The following is a 21717-nucleotide window of genomic DNA, read 5'->3' on the forward strand; positions in this document are numbered from 1 at the left end:
AGAGACAGGGCGATGAACACTCAATGGCGTTACTGCCCGGTTGCGCTGTCACTGATGGCAACGCTCTGGCCACACGCTGGCTGGGGTGAAAGCTACTTTAACCCGGCGTTTCTCTCCGATGACGCGGCGAACGTGGCGGATTTGTCGCGTTTTGAGAAAGGCCACCAGCAGGCACCGGGCGTCTATCGCGTCGATATCTGGCGTAACGATGAGTTTATCGGCACCCAGGACGTGCGGTTTGAGCAAGCCGACAACATGCCGCCGGTCGCGGGCGGTTTGTCGCCGTGCATTACGCGCGCGATGCTCGATCGCTTTGGCGTCAATATCGCCGCCTTCCCGGAACTGAGCAACGTGCAGGGCGAGACCTGCGTTCCGCTCACCACGGCTATTCCGGGCAGCGAAACGGCGTTCAACTTCGCCTCGTTGCGCCTTAACGTCAGTCTGCCTCAGGTGGCGATGCAAAACAGCGCCCGCGGGTATATTCCGCCTGAACAGTGGGATGAAGGCATCCCCGCCGCGCTGCTGAACTACAGCTTTACCGGCAACCGCGGCAGCGACGACGACAGCTACTATCTGAACCTGCAAAGCGGGTTGAACTATGGCGCCTGGCGATTACGCAATAACGGCGCGTGGCGTTATACCGAAAGCAACGGCCAGCGGCACAGCAGCTGGCAAAATATTGGCACCTGGGCGCAGCGTACGGTCATTCCGCTAAAAAGCGAGCTGGTGCTCGGCGACAGCAACACCGGTAACGATGTCTTCGACAGCGTCGGTTTTCGCGGTGGTCGGCTCTATTCGTCCGACAGCATGTATCCGGACAGCCTGCAAGGCTACGCGCCTACCGTACGCGGAATCGCCCGCACCCCTGCCAAAGTGGTGATCCGCCAGAACGGATACGTGATTTACCAGAGCTATGTGCAGCCGGGGGCTTTTGCGATAACTGACCTTAACCCGACCTCCTCAAGCGGTGACCTGGAGGTGACGGTGGAAGAGAAGGACGGCAGCCAGCAGCGCTACACCGTCCCGTATTCCACCGTTCCGTTGCTTCAGCGTGAAGGACGCTGGAAATACGATCTGGTGGCAGGGGACTATCGCAGCGGCAACAGCGAGCAGGACACGCCGTTCTTTACTCAGGGTACGATGATTGCGGGTCTTGCCGACGGCTACACGCTGTACGGCGGAACGCAGCTGGCCTCGCGCTATACCGCCATCGCCATTGGCGCGGGAAAAAACCTCGGTGACTGGGGGGCGGTGTCACTTGACCTCACCCATGCCCGCAGCCAGCTTGCCGATGACAGCCGCCATGAAGGGCAGTCTCTGCGGTTCCTGTACGCAAAATCCCTTAACGGATTCGGCACCAACTTCCAGCTGCTGGGCTATCGCTACTCGACCAAAGGCTTCTACACCCTCGACGATGTGGCCTGGCGCACAATGGAAGGCTACCAGTATGGCGACGATCAGGACGATGACGGCGTGCCGGACGTGCAGAGCTATCACAACCTGACGCTGAATAAAAAAGGACGTTTCCAGCTCAATATCTCCCAGTCTCTTGGCGATTACGGCTCGGTGTACGTGTCGGGCAGCCAGCAAAGTTACTGGGGCACCAGCGAGTCCAACGTCTGGTATCAGCTCGGCTACGCCGGCGGGGTGAACGGGATCAGCTACGCCTTATCCTGGTCATGGAACAAGGCCGTCGGCATTGAAGGAACTGACCGGATCGCCTCGTTTAACGTCTCCGTCCCGTTCAGCCTGTTCACCCGTCACGGCTACCGTCGCGATAACGCGATCGACCGGGCCTATGCCACGGCCTCAGCCAGCCGCAACAGCGACGGTAATACCAGCTGGCAGACCGGGATCAGCGGAACGCTGCTCCAGGATCGTAACCTGAACTACAGCGTCACGCAGGGTCACACCAGCAATAACGGTGCCAGCGGCAGCGCCAGCGCTAACTGGCAGGCAACGTACGGTACGCTGGGCGTGGGCTACAACTACACGCGGGATCAGCACGACCTCAACTGGCAGCTCTCCGGCGGCGTGGTAGGGCATTCAGACGGCATCACATTCAGTCAGCCGCTGGGCGATACCAACGTCTTGATCAAAGCGCCGGGCGCGTCAGGCGTGAGCGTCGAAAACCAGACCGGCGTCAAAACAGACTGGCGTGGCTATGCGGTGATGCCGTACGCCACGGTGTACCGTTACAACCGCGTGGCGCTCGACACTAACACCATGAGCAACAACACCGACATTGAAAATAACGTTTCCAGCGTCGTGCCGACGAACGGTGCGCTGGTGCGCGCCAGTTTTGACACCCGCATCGGCGTGCGTGCGTTGCTCACCGTGAAGCGTGATAACCAGCCTGTGCCGTTTGGGGCGGTGGTGCGTGAGACGCAGAGCGGCGTAACCAGCATGGTGGGAGATGAAGGTCAGATTTACCTGAGCGGGCTGCCGCTGAGCGGGGAACTGCTGATTCAGTGGGGAGACGGGAAGCAGTCCCAGTGTCGTGCGCCCTACAGCCTGCCAGAACAGAGCCTGCAACAGGCGATCACACTTAAGGGGATCCGCTGTGAATAAAATCCATTATCTGGGGCTATCCCTTCTGGCATTTTTGCCGCTATCTGAGGCGTTCGCCACCGTCTGCGTCAATGAAAATGGCGTGCCGACGGAGGTGTATTACGACCTGACGGATAAATTCAACAGCTCCAATAACCAGGTGGGGCAGATTGTTACACTCAGCGAGAAGTCCCAGTGGGTGGGCGTCAACGCCGTCTGCCCTAAGGGAACGTCCGGGAACACCACCAAGCGTAGCTATGTGACCGAATTCCCGGTCACAGGCACCAGCGATGGCTACCAGTATCTGAAGCTAAACGACTATCTGGACGGGGCGATGAAAATCACCGACAGCTACGCTGGCACGTTCTATCCACCCAGAAAGTACATTCAGATGGGGAGCCATCCGAACGTGTCTAAAAACAAACCGTTTGGTGTACAGGATTCCAGCCTCGTCTTTCGGCTTAAGGTGACCCGACGCTTTATCAATATGGTGGTGATCCCCCGGGCAATCATGTTCCGGGTTTACGTCACCACGACCTCCACGGATCCGCTCACCACGCCGGTTTATACCATCAGCTACAGCGGGACCATTCAGGTGCCTCAGAGCTGTGAGATTAATGCCGGAAATGTGGTGGAGTTCGATTTCGGAGACATCGGCGCCTCTCTGTTCAGTAAAGCGGGCATCGGAAATAAGCCGGAGGGGATCTCAGCGCAAAGCAAAACCATCGGCATAAAATGCACCAACGTCGAGGCGAACGCCATGCTCACAATGCGTGTTGAAGCGGAGAAGGTTTCAGGCAGTACGCTGGTATCTGATAACGCGGATGTGGGTTTTGTGATTGCCAACAGTAATGGCGTGCCGCTGACGCCGAACAACCTGACCAGCAAAATCCCGTTCCGTCTGGACGATAGCGCACAGGCACAGGTGGGGATCCGCGCGTGGCCCGTCAGCGTGACCGGTAAAAAACCTGCCGAGGGGCGTTTTACCTCTCGCGGCTATTTACGCGTCGACTATGACTAAGGAGCAGGTATGCGAAACGGAATGCGGTATATAGCCGTCGCGCTCTTTGCGCTTTGCTCCCCTGCGCACGCAGAGACAGCGCTTGGGGAAATTAACATTCAGCTCTATGGCAATATCGTGGATTTTACCTGCGTGGCGGAGGGGGACGACAGCAATAAAACCGTCACGCTCGGCACCTGGCCCACGAAACAGCTCCGCACAACGGGAAGCCGGACGCAGCCTGTACCGTTCACCCTGAAGCTGACCGGATGCCCGCCGGGCGCGGCTTCGATCACATTTACGGGGAAGATGGACGGGCATGATAACAGCCTGCTGGCGCTGAATGATGCCAGCGCGGCCAGTAACGTGGCCGTGGAGATCCTCGACCGGGATAAAACGCGCCTCGCGTTGCAGCAGGCCAGCCAGACGGTGTCAGTGGATGCGCAGGGAAATGCCGAACTGTCGTTTTATGCCAATTATATCGCCACGGCGGATAACCCGCAGCCGGGCCGGGCTGATGCCGATGCAACTTTCATGATTAATTATAATTAATCGTATCCCCTCTCCCTGTAACGGTTATATGTTGCAGGGAGAGGGAAGGATTACAGTAATTCGTGCGCTTTCGCGTAATCAATTAATTCAACGATACTTTGTACGCCCAGCTTGGAAAAGATATTAGACTTATGGGCGCTTATTGTTTTGTTGCTAAGTAATAATTGATCCGCAATCTCCTTATTAGATAATCCGTTCGCCAGATATCGCAGAACCGTCACTTCACGATTCGATAATGGCATATCCACAGCGGCGCCTGTCCGGGAGCCTATATGGTTTATAAAACTCAATGTTTCTGACGGGAAAAAAGAATAGCCCGTCAGTATCATTTCCACCGCGTTATAAATTTCCCCCAGATCTTTCCGCTTACTGACAAAACCATTTGCCCCGGCGCGGATGGCGCGCCCTGCGTAGAAGGCTTCAGATTTCGAAGAGAGGAAGAGAATCTTAATATCTTTATTTAAGTTTCTGATTCTTTTCAATAATACGAAGCCGTCCGTGCCTGTCATTTCGATATCGAGAATGACCAGGTCGATGGGGTGGTTGCGTATACAGTCAAGCACTTCGTGGCTGTCGCCTGACTTCAGTTTGACCTGGATGTTTTTATTTTTCTGTAGCAGGACTTCTATCGACATTCTGACGATAGGGTGTTCGTCCATAATGATAACGGATGCCGGTTTCATTTTTTATGCCTCAGATTGTTAAAAGCGTTATGCTGAGTTTTGTTAAAACTCTCGAAAAGCCGGAAGGATAATTACGCAGATCCTTGTACGGTAGATCCCTGGGAAGAGCGAAAGCATCCTTGTTTACGTAGTGGTGATATCAATGCCTGAGCGCAGTTATCTCATAAGGCTGTTATGGCAAAATGATTTTTCTTATTCGCGTGTCAAACACGTCTTATTATACCGTTTAAGTATTGTCCGAAAAGCCTGTAAATTAATGTCCATATATTGATGATTATTATCTTCTGTATCTGAATCGCTAACTTTTTAAAATTAGCAAAAATGTCCTGATATTGCATTTACCACACAGTTTCATCTTTATGTAATAACAAAAAATAAACGATCTTACTGTATGTTGATCAAATGTTAACAATACGCAGGTCGTGACAAAATGTTTTCCGCCTGTCCGCTACCTCTGATGTCCGCTCTTTAGCGCGTCATCGCCTCATTTCTAACACCTCAGGCCAGGAGGATGATCCCTTCGTCAAAACAGCACTATCTGCTGTTTTCTTCACCTCTCATCGCTTTTATTCACAGATAAATCGCTTGTTTTTACACCATTATCATCCTGTTAACGGAAACGTCAGAAACTTAACGCATGGATAAAATGACTCTCGTTTAGCGTACAGGCAGCATTTCGCATGGTTTAAGTTGAAGAATTAGGAATAGTTATAAAATCGAAAGTTTTGTTAAAAAACACAAAAAATTAACATATATCCTAAGTATTTTCTTAAAGATCTTTAGGAATTAAGGGGTTACTGAATACGTTAATACGTGAAATCTGAAAGGTTGTTGAGAAGATGTAGCAACTCATGACGATGATTCAGCCCAAGTTTCGCCAGGATGCAGCTGAGACGGTAAATAATGCGGCTATAGGGGCGGTTCTGTAACTGAGCAATCTGTCGCAGGGTGCTACCCTGCGACAGCGCCTGCAGGATCGGCCATTCATCACGTGAAAACCACTCTTTCCGGTGGCCGGCGGGTGACGGCGCTTCCAGCAAGGTTTGTTGCAAAGCCCGCGGCGTAAGTTGCCGTTCAAGCACATGAAAAGGGCCAGCCGCTTTGCAAAACAGGCGTGTATCGTAATCATCGGCGCGAATGAGCAGGTAGGGTGTCAGGTAGGGGGCGAACAGGCTGTGGCGTCGTAATCGGTCCAGCAGGTCAATAAGCGGCGAGGCGCGGCTTTCTACATCTACCACCAGACGTGATGAAGGCCACTGATTCAGATCGCTGAGGGCGGCTTCCAGGGTGGAATAGTCACAGCAATTGCTCAGGGGAGAGTGCCCGCTCAGAAAACCGGAACGGAAAAAGTTATCCTGTGTGACCAGGACGATAAAGGGAGCATCGGTTTTGCGGGTCTGGTTGATTGACTGGCTCAAATATTCGAGACGATCAAAAAATGGGAGAGCAAAAGGCGAGTGCGTTGAACCCGGTGAATCACTTCCTGTCCGACGACGCCGGTAACGGCGTACTGTCATTCGCATAGCTTCCCTCTTGGCGATGACCGTTCAGTCCTCCTGCCATCTCCAGGATGGCCAATAATATCCCTGACCGAAGCGCGCGCCAGCCTGAAGCGCAAACTTACGGTCCGTTTCTGTTTCAATGCCTTCTATGAGTACATTTTCAGCAATTTTTGAACAAAGCGTGACCAGGTTTGCCAGCGCTGGCGTTGCACGTAAACGCCAGAAAGCGATCTTATCGATTTTTATTCCGCTTAACGGCATGCGGCAGGACAAAAACGCGCGCCCTGACGCTTCATCAATGTCATCCAACCAAATCCGATGTCCTTGCGCCGTCAACTGCTGAAGCGCACAACTCACCCTCAGACGTGCCGGGTCTGAGAGAGAAAAGAAGGAAGCAGGCTCCACGAGTTCAATGTTCAGCGGTGGGCTGTTAAGTTGCAGTAAACGCTGGAACATTTCCGGTATGGTCAGAACGGTTATCGGCAAATTTATGAAAAGGTTGTCGCAGGGAAAGGGTTTTTTTAACGCAGCGATCTGTGCTTCCAGCAGCATAAGCGCCCGAGCAGCGGACCAGTCGTAAAAAAAGCCTTCGCTTTGTTGATGCGGTGACAGCACGCTGAGCACTTCAGCCCCTACCGTGCGCGAAGAGGAGAGGGCGACAATGGGTTCAAGCTTGATGCCTGTAATGTCGTGTGAGATGTGCTGCACGCACGAGGGGAAACCTGTCTGGTCTGACGCTGTCACTCCGTCGTCCTGTTCATTTCCAGCCTCCAGGCGGCCGGGATACCGCAGGACAGTGTGAAGGGGAAGTAAACAGGATAACAGCAGGCGTTACTTAAAAGCGGCTAAGCCTTTTCGCAGCCCGTAAAAGAGGGATAAATGTTGAAAAAACAGCCGTATTTACAATCAGCTAGTCATTAACGGCAGAGAAGGTGGAAAAGGCATTGACTCACTACGCATTGACCGTATAATTCCAGGCGTTTCACCACCGCGAAGTACACTCTTCTCCGTGCGCCCTTAGCTCAGTTGGATAGAGCAACGGCCTTCTAAGCCGTAGGTCGTAGGTTCGAATCCTACAGGGCGTGCCATTAACCCTCCGGCACTCAGCCGTTCCTGACCAGCCTGAATCGTGTTTTCATTACCTTTAATAACTGGCCTTCCAGGGTCATACGACACATTGACTTTTCCCCCAGCTTACTTGCCGGGGGAGAGCGCCATCAGTGCCCTGTAACGGCCGCGGCGGCGACCGGATGGTCAGCGTTAGCGACCACGGTTGCACGGGCGACGGGATGATAACTACCGTCTGTTGCGGCTGCGACGGCGACAGGGTGATCGGCAGATACCACCGCCGTGGTGCGGGCGACAGGATGGTTACCTTCACCGGTGGCCGCCGCAACGGCAACAGGATGATCGGCGGAGGCGACGGCAGTGGCACGGGCTACCGGATGATTTGCAAATGCAGAAAATGATGCCGCAGTGAAAGCCAGAGCGAGAATGACTTTTTTCATACTATAACTCCTGATGTTTTCCCTGTATGGACAGGGACCATTATTTTAATAACGATGATTGGTAATTATTGAGAATTGTGCAATGGATATTGCTTCGTCTGAATCAAATACTCTGACAATGTATCTGGAAAACACGTTATTGATAATTGAAGCCAATATACCTTTCCAGTTTTAAATTGTTTATTTTTAAATTTATGGTCGTTTTGTGTAAAAATAAATTATTTGCCTGGTAAAGCATATTTAGCTAAAGGAGATGATTTTTCGCCGGGCAGAATAGTGTCACCTTCAATGTATAAGAAAGGCTTAAAATGAAAAAATATTTACTCATCGCGTTGAGCTTTCTGGCTATCACCAGTCCGGCGAGTTACGCTGGCATCCGATCGCTGGTGGAGGATGGCACGGTTCTGCAGAGCCAAATTATTACGCATACCCGAGAAGGGTATCACCCGCTGCGTACCTTAACCGCGGGCACGATTGGTGGCGTAGTGGGTCACCAGTTCGGTAACGGCAAAGGGAAAACCGCCATGACGGTAGCCGGTGCAACAGCCGGGGCTGCGGCTTCTCATAACCGGCAGTCTAACGAACTGGCAGCACAGGAAGTGAAGTTACTTATCAAGACTCAATCCGGGCAGACTATTCAGGTGGTGCAGCACAATAATGGTTTGACATTTAACCCTGGCGACAAAGTTCGTATCATCACAACGGGTTCTAATACCACCGTGGAAAAATCATACTAAGCACATTATTATGATTACAAAAATGAAATACCGTGGTTTTCACGTCTGTTATAAAAATAACGATACACGATACCTGGAAATACTGGACGATATATTGTCCTGTAATGTAAAACGACTCAGCGTTGAGATGGTATTTAAAAGCCTTCCGCATACCCACGTCTCTTTACTGAATACCCCCTACGGACAGTTTGTATTAAAGATTTACTCCCCCAGGAAAAAAAGGATAGAAAAATTTTTCAAATCGTTTTTTACGCCCAACCCCAACGAAAATTTGATTGAGCGGATCGACTATGCTGGCAGGCAAGGTCATACCTTCCCGAATGATTTTTATCTCCTGGCTGAACGCCGGATTTTCAGATTCGCAAAAATCTCGCTCATGTTGTTTGAGTATGTCCCCGGTCCGGAGTTACGCGTTCTTCCCGCGATCACGCCGGACATAAAGCGTGAAATCAGACACAGTATGCAGAAAATGCACAATCTGAAAATCATTTCCGGCGATGCGCACGGCGGGAACTTCATCCTGAGTGAAAAAGGAATAAGGATCATCGATCTGTCCGGGAAGCGTTGTAACGCGAAAAGGATTGTTGAAGACAACGTGACGGCCAGCCTGCGCATTGGTATTCCCATTGAATCACACCGGCGTTGGGAAAAACGCCTGATCGCAAAAAAAATCAGACGACACCATAAAATCGTCCAGAGGAAGTATCTGGCGCGTTCAAATACCGCTTAAACCCTTTATTCATGCAGGACAACAGCCTGTTATAAAAGAATTTTCCCTGGTATATGGCATTTTCGCCAATCCTCTACCATGCTCATTACACCTCACCGTTTCGCGTGGGGGCTTTTCGTAGTTGCTCATTAATCTTAAGGAAAAAGTTTATGAAAAAAACGACTGCTATTTTGTTGGGCACCGCGTTTCTGTTTACCACCAACGCCTTTGCGGCTGAAATGATGACAAAAAACGAATTCGAAAAAGTTGAGTCTCAGTACGAAAAAATCGGTACCGTGAGCACGGCTAACGAAGTCTCTGTCGACGATGCGAAAAAAGAGCTGGTCGAAAAGGCTGATAAAGAAGGTGCTGATGTGCTGGTGCTGACTTCCGGTAATACAAACAACAAAATTCACGGCACCGCCGATATTTACAAGAAAAAATAACGCTTTAGCAACCACCCCTTTCTGGGGTGGTTGTGCGCCATACTTCTCCCCCACATCGTTTTTAGCCTCTTCTCGCGCAGTGCTCCTCGTTGACGCTTGATTATGTAAGCATAATGCGTATAGTTCTCATTTGCATTTCATTTGATAAATACTAAGGCCCGACAACGGGCCATTTTTGCGCGCACGTTAAGAGCTCATTATGAACAACACCACAATGCACAAAACGCTGCTGGCGATTGCCATCGGCGCGGTTACACACTCCGCCTTTGCGGCGGAAGAGAAAAAAGAGGACACCATCGTGGTCCAGTCCACGGCGGGGAGTGATTTAAAACCCGGCGGTGACCAACTGCTTCCTGCCTTCCTCGACGGCCAGGTGGCTAACGGCGGACGTATGGGGATGCTCGGGCAGCAGAACGCCATGGACGTGCCGTTCAACATCATTAGCTACACCTCGAAGCTGGTGGAAGATCAGCAGGCGAAAACCATTGCTGACGTGGTCGCTAACGACGCGGGCGTGCAGTTTGTTCAGGGGTACGGCAACAGCGCGGAAACCTTCCGTATCCGCGGCCTGAAGTTTGACGGCGACGATATGACCTTTGGCGGATTGTCTGGCGTACTGCCGCGTCAGGTGGTGGATGCCCAGATGGTTGACCGCATCGAGATCTTCAAAGGGGCCAACTCCCTGATGAACGGCGCGGCCAGCTCGGGCGTGGGCGGGATGATCAACCTTGAGCCAAAACACGCGGGCGACATCCCGCAGGCGAAAGTGGGCGTCGACTACACCTCGGATTCCCAAATTGGCACCACGCTGGATGCGGGGCGTCGCTTTGGCGATAACGACCAGTTCGGCGCGCGGGTGAACCTTGTGCATCGTGAAGGCGAAACCGGCGTGCCGAACGACCGCCGCCGCACCACGCTGCTCTCCACCGGTCTGGATTACAAAGGTGACCGTTTCCGCACCTCGCTGGACCTGGGCTATCAGAAAAAAACCTTCCACGGCAGCCCGACCAGCGTCAACATCTCGGCGGTGGACTTCGTGCCTGAACCACCGAAGAACGATCGCAACTTCTCGCAGAAGTGGGCCTACAGCGATATCGAAAACGAATTCGGCATGTGGCGCAGCGAGTACGACATCACCGATAGCTGGACGGCCTATACCGGCCTCGGCGCACAGCACGCGCACGAAGAGGGGATCTACAGCGCGCCGAAGCTCCTGGATAAAAGCGGTAATGCGACGGTCAGCCGCCTTGATACCAACCGCATCAGCGATTCCGTCAGCGGCATGGCGGGCATTCGCGGTAACTTCATGACCGGCTTCGTCTCGCACAAGGTGAATGTCGGGTATTCGGCGATGACCAAAAACGAAAAAATCGCGTGGAAAATGTCTGCCGCGGCGGATAACCCGACCACCAACATCTACCACAACACTGGCGTTGCTATGCCGGACAGCAGCAACTTCAGCGGCTCAGGCGGCAAATACAGCGATCCGCTGACCAGTGGGCGCACCCGCACGCAGGGCTGGCTGTTGAGCGATACCCTGGGCGTGCTGGACGACAAACTGCTGTTTACCGCAGGCGCACGCCATCAGAAAGTGGTGATTCGCGGGTACAACAAAATTACCGGTGCGGAAAACGACGCGGACGGTTTTGACGGTAGCCGCTGGATGCCAACCTACGGCGTGGTCTATAAGCCGTGGGAGGAAATTTCCCTCTACGCCAACCACACCGAGGCGTTACAGCCCGGTGAAACTGCGCCTCGCTCAGCAAACAACTACGGCCAGAGCACCGGTATCGTGCACTCTAAGCAGAACGAAGTGGGTGTAAAGGCGGACTTTGGCCGCGTGGGCGGCTCCCTGGCACTGTTTGAGATCAAAATGCCGTCGGCTATCCTCGACGACAGCGGCCACTACGGCCTGGACGCTGAACAGCGTAACCGTGGCGTGGAGCTGAACGTTTTCGGCGAGCCAATGCTTGGGATGCGTCTGAACGCCAGCGCCACCTGGCTTCAGGCCGAGCTGACCAAAACTAAAAACGGCGTGAACCAGGGGAACGACGCGATCGGTATTCCGAGCTTCTACGCCGTGCTGGGGGCAGAATACGATATCAAGCCGATTGAGGGCCTGACGGCGACCGCGCGCGTTAACCACTCCGGCACGCAGTATGCTGACCTGGCGAATACCAAAAAGCTGGACAGCTACACCACGCTGGATCTGGGCATGCGCTATCGCTTCGCGGTGAACCACAATGAAAACCAGATGACCGTGCGCGCAGGCATCGACAACGTGACCAACGAGAACTACTGGTCAAGCGTGGATGATTCCGGTACTTACATCACTCAGGGCGAGCCGCGTACCTTTAAGGTCTCGGTTGGCTACGAGTTCTAAGCGTTCCACCTCGTTATCCGGGGCAGGGACGCCCCAATCCCTTCGTTGTTGTGTTATAAAATTGTAATAAAAGCTTCTTACACTGGTCGCCACATCCTTACCTCTTGGCCAATGACAGGAAGCCGCTATGGGCAGACCCCTCAAATCCGTATTTAAAAAAGAACATCGCGACGATATCAGTAACCGCAGCGCTAACCCGGTATTCTCCGAGGTGGCACAGGTGTTCCTCTCCCGCCGCCGTTTTCTCCAGATGGGGGCCGTAGCGGGGGCAGCCGTATCATTCCCGTATCTGATCACACCCGAGAATGCGATTGCCGCGGTCTCAAAACCGTCCGCGCTGGCAAAAGCGGTTTCCCTGGGCTTTACCAGCATTGACGTCTCCACGGAAGATACGGTCAGGGTGCCGGAAGGTTATATTGCCCGCCCGTTCTATCGCTGGGGCGATCCGACAGGCATCAAAAACAACATGCCGGCGTTTAAACCGGACGCCAGCAATACCACAGACGAGCAGGCCGTGCAGGCGGGCATGCACCACGACGGCATGGCGTGGTTTAGCCTGCCGCAGGGGGGGCAAAGCCCGGAGCATGGCCTGCTGGCGCTGAACCATGAATACATCGACAACGGAATGCTGTTTACGGACGGTACGGCGAACTGGAGCCTCGACAAAGCCCGCAAGGGGCAGAACGCGATGGGCGTGTCGGTGGTGGAAGTGAAAAAAACGGGCAACGGCTGGGAGGTGGTGCGTCCGTCTTCGTTCGCCCGCCGTATTACCGTCAATACGCCGATGCAGCTTACCGGCCCGGCGCGGCATCAGGACTTAATGAAAACCGCCGCCGATCCGCAGGGGGAACGCGTTCTGGGCACCATGCAGAACTGCGCCAACGGCCACACGCCGTGGGGGACCTATCTCACCTGCGAGGAGAACTGGTCGGACATATTTGTGAAAAAAGCCGATCTCAACCCGCTGGAAAAACGCTACGGCATTAGCGACAGCGATGAATCATACCGCTGGAACGAGGTGGATGAGCGGTTCAGCGTCGATAAAACCCCTAACGAACCCAACCGTTTCGGCTGGGTCGTGGAAATCGATCCCTACAACCCGACCTCCACCCCGCGCAAGCACACCGCGCTGGGCCGCTTCAAGCATGAGGGGGCAGCCGTCACGCTCGCCGCCGATAATCGCGTGGTGGTTTATATGGGTGACGACCAAAAGTTTGAGTACATCTATAAATTTGTTTCGGATAAAAAATACGATCCCGCGAACCGCGAAGCCAATATGCAGCTGCTGACGTCCGGCACGCTGTACGTCGCCAGGTTCAACGAAAACGGCAGCGGCGACTGGCTGCCGCTTGTCTTCGGGCAAAATGGCCTGGATAAAAGCAACGGTTTTGCAAGCCAGGGCGATCTGCTGATTAAAACCCGTCTGGCGGCCGACGTGGTGGGGGCAACGAAGATGGATCGCCCTGAGTGGATAGCCGTCGATCCGCACGCCAGCGGCAGCGTCTACTGTACGCTCACCAACAACAGCGATCGCGGGAAAGAGGGCAAGGCACCGGTCGATGCTGCTAACCCGCGCGCCAACAACGTGTACGGGCATATTATGCACTGGCTCGAAGAGGGGGCCGATCCTGCCGCCTCACGCTTTAAGTGGGATATTCTGGTCATGGCCGGGCGCACCGACGGCGACGATCCGAAGGCCAAAGGCTCGATGCAGGGCGCGGAATTTGGCAGCCCGGACGGCCTGTCGTTTGACCACCAGGGCGTCCTGTGGATCCAGACCGATGTCTCCTCCAGCACCATCAATAAGAAAGCGTACGAGGGGATGGGCAATAACCAGATGGTGGCTACCATTCCAGGCACCAACGAGTATCGCCGATTCCTGACCGGGCCGCGCGGGTGCGAAATCACCGGCATTGCGTTTACGCCAGACAACCGGACGCTGTTTATCAACATTCAGCATCCGGGGGAGGGCGGGGATGATATTACCGACCCGGCCAACCCTCGCGCTGTTTCCAGCTGGCCAGACGCGAGTCCGAACGGGCGTCCGCGATCGTCAACGGTGGTGATCGTCAAAGCAGACGGCGGGATCATCGGGTCGTGACGTTTATCCGCCGGGCGCATGCGCTGGCCCGGCGTTAAGCTTGCTACCACCAGCATGAAGTGTTAAAACGTGCCCCTTCTAAAAAAGAGACAGGGGTAGGGCGTGAAAGACGCGTCATCCGCTTCAGGCCATGGTAGCGCTGAAGCTTCGTCGGATCAGAGTCCGACGCTGCAACGTGGTTTGCAAAATCGACATATTCAGTTAATTGCCCTTGGCGGCGCGATCGGTACCGGGCTGTTTCTCGGCATCGGCCCCGCCATTCAAATGGCTGGCCCGGCGGTTCTGCTGGGTTACGCTCTCGCGGGGATTATCGCCTTCCTGATCATGCGCCAGCTCGGCGAGATGGTTGTTGAAGAGCCGGTGTCCGGCTCCTTCGCGCATTTTGCCTATAAATACTGGGGTCCGTTCGCAGGCTTCCTCTCCGGCTGGAACTACTGGGTGATGTTTGTGCTGGTGGGCATGGCGGAGCTGACCGCCGCAGGCATCTATATGCAGTACTGGCTGCCGGATGTCCCGACGTGGATCTGGGCGGCGGCCTTCTTCATCATTATTAACGCCGTTAACCTTGTGAACGTGCGCCTGTATGGTGAGACCGAGTTCTGGTTTGCGCTGATCAAGGTGCTGGCGATTATCGGCATGATCGGCTTTGGCCTGTGGCTGCTGTTCTCCGGCCACGGCGGCGAGCGTGCATCGATCGACAACCTGTGGCAGCACGGCGGCTTCCTGGCGACTGGCTGGAAAGGGCTGATCCTCTCGCTGGCGGTCATTATGTTCTCCTTTGGCGGTCTGGAGCTGATTGGCATCACCGCTGCTGAAGCGCGCGATCCGCACAAAAGCATTCCGAAAGCGGTCAACCAGGTTGTGTACCGTATCCTGCTGTTCTATATCGGCTCGCTGGTGGTGCTGCTGGCGCTCTATCCGTGGGTGGAAGTAAAATCTGACAGCAGCCCGTTCGTGATGATCTTCCATGACCTGAACAGCAACGTGGTGGCTTCCGCGCTGAACTTCGTCATTCTGGTGGCGTCTTTGTCGGTGTACAACAGCGGGGTTTACTCCAACAGCCGCATGTTGTTTGGCCTCTCCGTACAGGGCAACGCGCCGAAGTTCCTTACCCGCGTCAGCCGTCGCGGCGTGCCGATCAATTCGTTGTTCCTTTCGGGCGCTATCACCTCGCTGGTGGTGCTGATCAACTATCTGCTGCCGAAAGAGGCGTTTGGCCTGCTGATGGCGCTGGTTGTCGCCACGCTGCTGCTGAACTGGATCATGATCTGCCTGGCGCACCTGCGCTTTCGCGCCGCGATGCGCCGCAAGGGGCGCGAGACGCAGTTCAAGGCGCTGCTCTATCCGGCGGGGAACTACATCTGTATCGCCTTCCTCGGCCTGATTCTGGTGCTGATGTGCACCATGGATGAGATGCGCCTGTCAGCGATGCTGCTGCCGGTGTGGGTGGTGTTCCTGTTTGTTGCCTTTAAACTCTCTCGAAGGTAAAAGCAAAACGGCAACCAGGTTGCCGTTTTTAGTGTTTGCACCCTCTCCCTGTGGGAGAGGGCCGGGGTGAGGGCACCAGACCGCACCACACTGCCCGCCTTCACGCCCGGTGGCGCTGCGCTTACCGGGCCTACATGTTCGGGGACGTTATTTAGTAGGCCGGGTAAGGCGAAGCCGCCACCCGGCACCTCCCCATCACCATTATCGTGACCCCTCTCCCAATTCTGTTTCGATCCACAGGATCTTTGTTTTGTAATCGATTACTTTTCATTTGAGCTAATTTGTAATCGATTACTTTTTCCGGGTGAGGCTTATCATGGTGTCAACTGAGAGTAGTGAAAAGGCGATAACGCAGCACCGGCTGCTGGTGCCGCGTCTGTCGCTGATGATGTTTCTGCAATTTTTTATCTGGGGTAGCTGGTCGGTCACGCTTGGCCTGGTGATGACCCGGCACAACATGTCACTGCTGATTGGCGACGCGTTCTCAGCCGGGCCCATCGCCTCCATTCTTTCGCCGTTCGTGCTCGGGATGCTGGTGGACCGCTTCTTCGCTTCACAGAAGGTGATGGCGGTGATGCACCTCGCGGGCGCGGCGATCCTCTGGTTCGTGCCGGGGGCGCTGATTGCTGAGAACGGCGCGCTGCTGATTGGCCTTCTGTTTGGCTACACGCTCTGCTACATGCCAACGCTGGCGCTCACCAACAACATCGCGTTCCACAGCCTGGCAAACGTGGATAAAACTTTCCCGGTGGTGCGTGTGTTTGGCACCATCGGCTGGATCGTGGCGGGCATTTTTATCGGCGTCACCGGCGTGGCGTCCAGCGTGACCATCTTCCAGGTGGCGGCGGTCAGCTCCGTGCTGCTGGCGCTCTATAGCCTGACGCTGCCGCACACGCCTGCACCGGCGAAAGGCCTGCCTGTGAAGGTGCGCGATCTCTTCTGCGCGGACGCCTTCGCGCTGCTCAAAACCCGCCACTTCTTCATCTTCTCCGTCTGCGCAATGCTGATCTCCGTCCCGCTCGGCACCTATTACGCCTACACCGCCTCGTATCTGGCGGATGCCGGCATTGCCGACGTTAGCACCGCCATGTCCTTCGGGCAGATGTCTGAGATCGTCTTCATGCTGGTTATTCCGCTGCTGTTCCGCCGCCTGGGCGTGAAATATATGCTGCTGATCGGCATGCTGGCGTGGTTCGTGCGTTATGCCATGTTCGCGCTGGGCGTCAGCGAGGAGGGGCGCATTCTGCTGTATCTCGGCATTCTGCTGCACGGCGTCTGCTACGATTTCTTCTTTGTCGTCGGCTTTATCTACACCGACCGCGTGGCGGGCGAAAAGGTCAAAGGTCAGGCGCAGAGCATGATCGTGATGTTCACCTACGGCATCGGCATGCTGCTCGGCTCGCAGATTTCAGGGGCGCTTTACAACCGCCTGGTGGCAGGGCAGACCGTGCCGCAGGCGTGGGTTACATTCTGGTGGATCCCGGCGGTGGCTGCCGCGGCGATCGCGCTGATTTTCCTTCTCACGTTTAAGTATGACGATGACAAGGCGTAATGTTCTGGAGGTGGTATGAGGACAATGAAAGGACCGGGCATTTTTCTGTCGCAGTTTATTGGCGGGGAAGCGCCCTTCAACACGCTCGACGGGCTGGCAGAATGGGCGGCGTCGAAGGGTTACAGAGCGGTGCAAATCCCCTGCAACCATCCGCATATCTTTGATGTGGAGAAAGCCGCAGAGAGTCAGGCCTACTGCGACGACATCACCGCTAAGCTGGCCGCGCACGGGCTGGTCATCAGCGAGCTGTCGACCCATCTGGAAGGGCAGCTTGTGGCGGTGAACCCGGTTTACAGCGAGGCGTTTGACCACTTCGCACCCGCATCCGTGCGCGGTAACGATGCGGCGCGTCAGACGTGGGCAACGGAAAAACTGAAGCAGGCGGCGGTCGCCTCGGCCCGATTAGGGCTGAAAGCGCACGCCACCTTCTCCGGCTCGCTGGCCTGGCCGTTTTTCTATCCGTGGCCGCCGCACAACGAGCAGCGTTTTCAGGAGGCGTTCGAGGCGCTGGCAACCCGCTGGCGGCCGATACTGGATACCTTCGACGAGCAGGGCGTGGACGTCTGCTTTGAGCTGCATCCGGGGGAAGATCTGCACGACGGCGTAACCTTCGAGCGTTTTCTGGCGCTGGTGGATAACCATCCGCGCTGCAACATACTCTACGACCCGAGCCACATGCTGCTTCAGCAAATGGATTACCTGACCTTTATTGATCTCTACCATGCGCGCATTAAAGCGTTCCATGTCAAGGACGCGGAGTTCCGCCCCAGCGGGCGCAGCGGCGTCTACGGCGGCTACCAGCCGTGGATCAACCGCGCCGGACGTTTTCGCTCGCTGGGTGACGGGCAGATCGACTTTAAGGGCATCTTCAGCAAGCTGACCCAGTACGACTACGACGGCTGGGCGGTGCTGGAGTGGGAGTGCTGCCTGAAGGATGGCGATACTGGCGCGAGTGAAGGCAGCGAATTTATCCGCCGCCACATTATTCCCGTTTCCGGACGGGCGTTTGATGATTTCGCCGCAGGGGGCAGCCATGATTAACGTCGGGATTATCGGCAGCGGGTTTATTGGCCCGGCACACATCGAGGCGCTCAGGCGTCTCGGGTTTGTGCAGGTGGTCGCGCTCTGCGACGGTTCGCTCGTTAAGGCGCAGGAAAAGGCGCGCCAGCTAAATGTGCCGCATGCTTACGCCAGCGTGGAAGAACTGCTCGCGCACCCCAATCTGCATGCGGTGCACAACTGCACGCCGAACCACCTGCACGCGGAGATTAACCGCCAGATCCTGCGCGCGGGCAAGCACGTGTTTTCCGAAAAGCCGCTGTGCATGACACCGGACGAGGCGCGCGAGCTGGTGGCGCTGGCAGAGCAGGCGGGCGTGGTGCATGGCGTGAGCTTTGTCTATCGTCAGTTTGCGATGGTGCGCCAGGCGGCGAGCATGATGCGCGCGGGCACCCTCGGGCGGCTGTTTGCCTCGCACGGCAGCTATTTGCAGGACTGGATGCTGCTGGAAACCGACTACAACTGGCGGGTGGATGCCGCGCTCGGCGGCGCATCGCGGGCGGTGGCGGATATCGGCTCCCACTGGTGCGATACGGTGCAGTATGTCACCGGCAGGCGCATTACTGAGGTGATGGCTGATTTATCCATCGTCTGGCCGACGCGCAAGGCTAACGTGGCGGGCAGTCAGACGTTTACGCACGACGAACATGCTCACTATGAAGATAAACTGGTCACTACCGAAGACTTCGGCTCGGTGCTGTTGCGTTTTGACGACGGCAGCAAGGGCAGCTTTAGCGTCTCGCAGGTGAGCGCGGGGCGAAAAAACCGCCTGACCTTTGAAATTAACGGCAGCGAGCAGTCGGTGGCGTGGGATCAGGAAACCCCGCAGCAGCTGTGGATCGGCCATCGCACCCGGGCAAACCAGACGCTCAGCGACGATCCGGGTTTGATGAACCGTGATGTGGCCGACAGCGCCCATTTCCCCGGCGGACACATTGAAGGCTGGCCGGATGCCTTTAAAAATATGATGGCGCAATTTTACCGTGCCGTGCAGGCGGGAGCGATGCCGGATAATCCGCAGTTTGCCACCTTCCACGATGGCGCCAGTGTGATGTATATCCTTGATGCGATTGTGAAAAGCCATCAGCAGCAGCGCTGGGTGCGTGTGGAATACTGACGCATTGCCCGGTTCGCCGGGCAACCAATTTATGGTAGCCTGCACAAAACGCTAACCGCAGGATGTATCGTCGCTATGTCAATTCAGAAAATCGCTCAACTGGCCGGGGTATCCGTGGCAACGGTCTCTCGCGTACTGAATAACAGCGATACCGTGAAGGCGAAAAACCGCGAGCGCGTTTTGCAGGCGATCCAGGAGAGTAACTACCAGCCCAATCTGCTGGCGCGTCAGCTGCGCACCGCCCGCAGCTATATGATCCTGGTGATGGTCTCGAACATCGCCAACCCGTTCTGTGCCGAAGTGGTGAAGGGCATCGAAGCCGAGGCGGAAAAGAACGGCTATCGCATTCTGCTGTGCAACTCCGGCTCGGATATTGAGCGCTCCCGCTCGGGCTTAAGCCTGCTGTCGGGCAAAATCGTCGATGGCATTATCACCATGGATGCGTTCTCGAAGCTGCCGGAGCTGGCCGCGCTGATTGGCAACGCGCCGTGGGTACAGTGCGCTGAATACGCCGATGCGGGCGCGGTCTCCTGCGTGGGGATTAACGATGTTGATGCCTCTCAGCATGTTGTCAGCCAGCTTGCCGACGGGGGCCGCAAACGCATTGCGCTCATCAACCACGACCTCAGCTACAAATATGCCCGTTTGCGCGAACGCGGCTATAAGAGCGTCATACACCTGCGGGATCTGGACTATCAGGCGGTGGAGTACGCCAGTGAGCTCAGCTCCAGTGCGGGCATGGCGGCGATGCAAAATCTGTTAAAAGCAAACCCGCCGGATGCGGTGTTTGCCGTTTCTGATACGCTGGCGGCGGGGGCGCTGCGCGCCATTCAGCAGGCAGGGCTGCGAGTGCCAGAAGATATCGCGGTGGTGGGTTTTGACGGCACCGAGCTGGCGGAGATGATTTCTCTCACCACCATTGAACAACCGTCGCGGGATATCGGGCGCAAGGCGGTCAATCTGCTGTTAAATAAGATCGACAACCCGGATGCGCCCACGGAAAGGGTCATGATGGACTGGCGCTTTATTTCCCGCGCCAGCACCTGATTATCTGGCGATGACGCCAGCCAGCGAGCGAATATCGTTTCCGGTTGGCGACTGGTGAATACGCAGGCCAAATTCATCCACCACCGCGAAAATATGATCGAAGATGTCGGCCTGAATATCTTCGTATTCTGCCCAAATCACCGTGTTGGTAAAGGCATATATTTCAATCGGCAGCCCGTTGGCATCTGGCGCGAGCTGGCGCACCATCAGCGTCATATCTTTACGAATACGCGGGTGGTTACGCAGATATTCATTCAGATAGGCACGGAAGGTGCCGATATTGGTCATCTTGCGCAGGTTTAATACCGATTCCCCTTCGCCGTTCTGCTGATTCCACAGGTTAATTTCCTCATGACGCGCGGCCAGATACGGCTTCAGTAGTTTCGCCTGAATCAGTTTCTGCTGCTCCTGCTCATCGAGGAAATGAATGCTGGTGGTATCGATATTCAGGCTACGCTTGATGCGGCGACCACCGGAGGCGGACATGCCGCTCCAGTTGATGAACGCGTCGGACACCAGCGCCCAGGTCGGGATGGTGGTGATGGTGTTATCGAAGTTACGCACTTTAACGGTGGTCAGGCCGATGTCGGTCACCGTGCCGTTGGCCCCGTATTTCGGCATCTCCAGCCAGTCCCCGAGCTTCAGCATGTCGTTGGCGGAGAGCTGAATACCGGCCACTAAGCCCAGTATCGGGTCTTTAAAGACCAGCATCAGAACGGCAGCCATCGCACCCAGGCCGCTTATCAGAATGGCGGGTGACTGACCGATCAGAAGGGAGATAATTAATATTCCCACCAGAATGGCGCTCACCAGCTTGATGCCCTGGAATATCCCCTTCAGCGGCAGCTGTGATGCGGTGGCCATTTTCTGCGACAGATTAAAAATCACATCCAGCAGCGAGAAGAAGGAGAGCAGGGCATAGACCATCACCCACAATTTTGCGCAGGTGGTGAGCATTTCCGCCGCTTCGCTGCCTTTTTGCAGCCACAGAACCGCCTGAACGTTGACGATTATCCCCTGGAGGGTAAACGCCAGACGGTGAAATAACTTGTTCTGCGTAATGATCTGCAACCATAAATGGCTGCTGGCCTGCGCGCGTTTTTCGAAGGCGCGCAGCACCACTTTGTGCAGAATAAAATGAACGATAATGGCTGTAAGAAAAATAATACCAAAGATAATCACTAAAGAGGTGGTGTGATTAATTTCAATCCCTAACTCTTCAACCTGAGCAATTAATTCCTGCATAACGTCTCCTGTATTGATGCAGCCCCATAATGGCGGCT

18 protein-coding genes and 1 tRNA gene are annotated in these 21717 nt (G+C 55.3%); 14 read left to right on the forward strand and 5 right to left on the reverse strand.

What is annotated here, in order from left to right; genetic code table 11:
* The first annotated feature begins 12 nt into the window (after positions 1 to 12).
* Genes IM282_RS06540 through sfmF form a run of 3 tightly spaced genes read left to right on the forward strand, consistent with a single transcriptional unit; the run spans position 13 to position 4102 of the window.
* Entirely contained in the window at positions 13 to 2571 is a 2559-nt protein-coding gene (locus IM282_RS06540; protein WP_192970239.1) for a fimbrial biogenesis usher protein, read from the forward strand.
* Positions 2564 to 3571 (forward strand): type 1 fimbria D-mannose specific adhesin FimH, encoded by a 1008-nt coding sequence (fimH, locus tag IM282_RS06545; RefSeq protein ID WP_022647309.1) that lies wholly within the window; start codon positions 2564 to 2566, stop codon positions 3569 to 3571. Before IM282_RS06540 ends, fimH begins: the two co-directional genes overlap by 8 nt.
* 9 nt (positions 3572 to 3580) lie before the next feature.
* Positions 3581 to 4102: a fimbria assembly protein gene (gene sfmF, locus IM282_RS06550; protein ID WP_022647310.1), complete on the forward strand. Its 522-nt coding sequence runs from the start codon at positions 3581 to 3583 to the stop codon at positions 4100 to 4102.
* A 50-nt stretch (positions 4103 to 4152) separates the two neighbouring features.
* Here the strand turns inward: sfmF and fimZ are convergent, their stop codons facing one another.
* The 3 genes from fimZ to IM282_RS06565 form a co-directional block, all read right to left on the reverse strand.
* Entirely contained in the window at positions 4153 to 4785 is a 633-nt protein-coding gene (gene fimZ, locus IM282_RS06555) for a fimbria biosynthesis transcriptional regulator FimZ (protein WP_022647311.1), read from the reverse strand.
* An 806-nt stretch (positions 4786 to 5591) separates the two neighbouring features.
* A complete protein-coding gene (locus IM282_RS06560) occupies positions 5592 to 6308 on the reverse strand; it encodes a response regulator transcription factor (RefSeq protein WP_022647312.1) in 717 nt (238 codons plus the stop codon).
* Between the two features lie 24 nt (positions 6309 to 6332).
* The gene (locus IM282_RS06565; protein ID WP_192970254.1) at positions 6333 to 6995 is read right to left on the reverse strand and encodes an EAL domain-containing protein; all 663 of its coding nucleotides are present in this window, start codon (positions 6993 to 6995) and stop codon (positions 6333 to 6335) included.
* A 303-nt stretch (positions 6996 to 7298) separates the two neighbouring features.
* Between IM282_RS06565 and IM282_RS06570 the strand changes: the two genes are divergently transcribed.
* A tRNA-Arg gene (locus tag IM282_RS06570) sits at positions 7299 to 7375 on the forward strand.
* Between the two features lie 129 nt (positions 7376 to 7504).
* Here IM282_RS06570 and IM282_RS06575 read toward each other — a convergent pair.
* Complete coding sequence (locus IM282_RS06575; RefSeq protein WP_022647314.1) at positions 7505 to 7795, reverse strand: hypothetical protein; 291 nt, start codon at positions 7793 to 7795, stop codon at positions 7505 to 7507.
* Positions 7796 to 8103: 308 nt separating this feature from the next.
* On the opposite strand from IM282_RS06575, the gene IM282_RS06580 reads away from it, so the two are divergent.
* The 10 genes from IM282_RS06580 to IM282_RS06625 all read left to right on the forward strand — a co-directional run bounded on the left by IM282_RS06580 (position 8104) and on the right by IM282_RS06625 (position 20434).
* Positions 8104 to 8532, forward strand: a complete 429-nt coding sequence (locus IM282_RS06580) for a glycine zipper 2TM domain-containing protein (protein ID WP_022647316.1) — start codon at positions 8104 to 8106, stop codon at positions 8530 to 8532.
* Between the two features lie 10 nt (positions 8533 to 8542).
* Positions 8543 to 9262 (forward strand): lipopolysaccharide core heptose(II) kinase RfaY, encoded by a 720-nt coding sequence (locus IM282_RS06585; RefSeq protein ID WP_192970240.1) that lies wholly within the window; start codon positions 8543 to 8545, stop codon positions 9260 to 9262.
* Between the two features lie 149 nt (positions 9263 to 9411).
* Positions 9412 to 9687 carry a DUF1471 family periplasmic protein YahO gene (gene yahO / locus IM282_RS06590; protein WP_022647318.1) on the forward strand — a complete coding sequence of 92 codons (276 nt, stop codon included), beginning with the start codon at positions 9412 to 9414 and terminating at the stop codon, positions 9685 to 9687.
* A gap of 199 nt (positions 9688 to 9886) precedes the next feature.
* Positions 9887 to 12070, forward strand: a complete 2184-nt coding sequence (locus tag IM282_RS06595; RefSeq protein ID WP_192970241.1) for a TonB-dependent siderophore receptor — start codon at positions 9887 to 9889, stop codon at positions 12068 to 12070.
* Between the two features lie 127 nt (positions 12071 to 12197).
* The gene (locus IM282_RS06600) at positions 12198 to 14171 is read left to right on the forward strand and encodes a PhoX family phosphatase (protein ID WP_192970242.1); all 1974 of its coding nucleotides are present in this window, start codon (positions 12198 to 12200) and stop codon (positions 14169 to 14171) included.
* Between the two features lie 102 nt (positions 14172 to 14273).
* Positions 14274 to 15659, forward strand: coding sequence for a phenylalanine transporter (gene pheP / locus IM282_RS06605; RefSeq protein ID WP_023305623.1), 1386 nt, complete (start codon positions 14274 to 14276; stop codon positions 15657 to 15659).
* Positions 15660 to 15975: 316 nt separating this feature from the next.
* On the forward strand, positions 15976 to 17211 hold the full coding sequence (locus IM282_RS06610; protein WP_192970243.1) for an MFS transporter: 1236 nt from the start codon (positions 15976 to 15978) through the stop codon (positions 17209 to 17211).
* A gap of 15 nt (positions 17212 to 17226) precedes the next feature.
* Entirely contained in the window at positions 17227 to 18252 is a 1026-nt protein-coding gene (locus tag IM282_RS06615) for a sugar phosphate isomerase/epimerase (RefSeq protein WP_038415576.1), read from the forward strand.
* Positions 18245 to 19387 (forward strand): Gfo/Idh/MocA family protein, encoded by a 1143-nt coding sequence (locus IM282_RS06620; protein WP_063201239.1) that lies wholly within the window; start codon positions 18245 to 18247, stop codon positions 19385 to 19387. Before IM282_RS06615 ends, IM282_RS06620 begins: the two co-directional genes overlap by 8 nt.
* Before the next feature lie 75 nt (positions 19388 to 19462).
* Complete coding sequence (locus IM282_RS06625) at positions 19463 to 20434, forward strand: LacI family DNA-binding transcriptional regulator (protein ID WP_023299504.1); 972 nt, start codon at positions 19463 to 19465, stop codon at positions 20432 to 20434.
* Here the strand turns inward: IM282_RS06625 and IM282_RS06630 are convergent, their stop codons facing one another.
* Entirely contained in the window at positions 20435 to 21679 is a 1245-nt protein-coding gene (locus IM282_RS06630; RefSeq protein WP_022647326.1) for a mechanosensitive ion channel family protein, read from the reverse strand.
* Positions 21680 to 21717 lie beyond the last annotated feature (38 nt).

Origin of the sequence: Enterobacter cloacae complex sp. P29RS, assembly GCF_014893445.1 — a bacterium.
GTDB lineage: Bacteria > Pseudomonadota > Gammaproteobacteria > Enterobacterales > Enterobacteriaceae > Enterobacter > Enterobacter intestinihominis.